The organism is Acinetobacter sp. 12966 (assembly GCF_031196995.1).
Taxonomy (GTDB): Bacteria; Pseudomonadota; Gammaproteobacteria; order Pseudomonadales; family Moraxellaceae; genus Acinetobacter; species Acinetobacter geminorum.
In genome coordinates this window covers 1-547 of sequence record NZ_JAVIMC010000105.1, presented here as the reverse complement: position 1 = coordinate 547, position 547 = coordinate 1, and the positions used below count along the sequence as shown (strand labels likewise).

General features: G+C 45.3%; 1 protein-coding gene. It reads right to left on the bottom strand.

Annotated elements, in window-relative coordinates:
* Positions 1–547, bottom strand: a 547-nt coding sequence (locus tag RFW85_RS16280) for a thioredoxin family protein (protein ID WP_309171698.1), incomplete at both ends; no start/stop codon positions are given.

The following is a 547-nucleotide window of genomic DNA, read 5'->3' as shown; positions in this document are numbered from 1 at the left end:
AGCCACGATACCTGTGTTAATACCTTTACGTGCAGCATAGATTGCAGCTGTTGCACCTGCAGGGCCACCACCAATCACCAACACATCAAAAGCATCTTTGGCATTCAGTGCTGCTGCATCTTTTTCAGCTGAGTTGGTATCAAGTTTTGCCACAATCTCTTCAATGGTCATACGACCTTGACCAATGTGTTCATTGTCTTGGAATACCATTGGTACAGCCATGATTTTGCGTTGTTCCACTTCGTCTTGGAAGAATGAACCATCAATCATGGTTGCTGTAGTGTTCGGATTATAAATCGCGATCAGGTTAAGCGCCTGTACCACATCCGGACAGTTATGACAGCTGAGTGATACAAACACATCAAAGTTGGCTTTGAGGTTTAAACCTTTAATCTGGTTAAGCACTTCATCCGACACTTTAGGTGCATAGCCAGACACCTGTAACAGCGCCAAGATCAAAGACGTAAACTCATGGCCCATTGGTAAGCCTGCAAAGAACACACGAGGCTGTTCACCTGCTTTAGCCACACCAAAGCTTGGACGACGT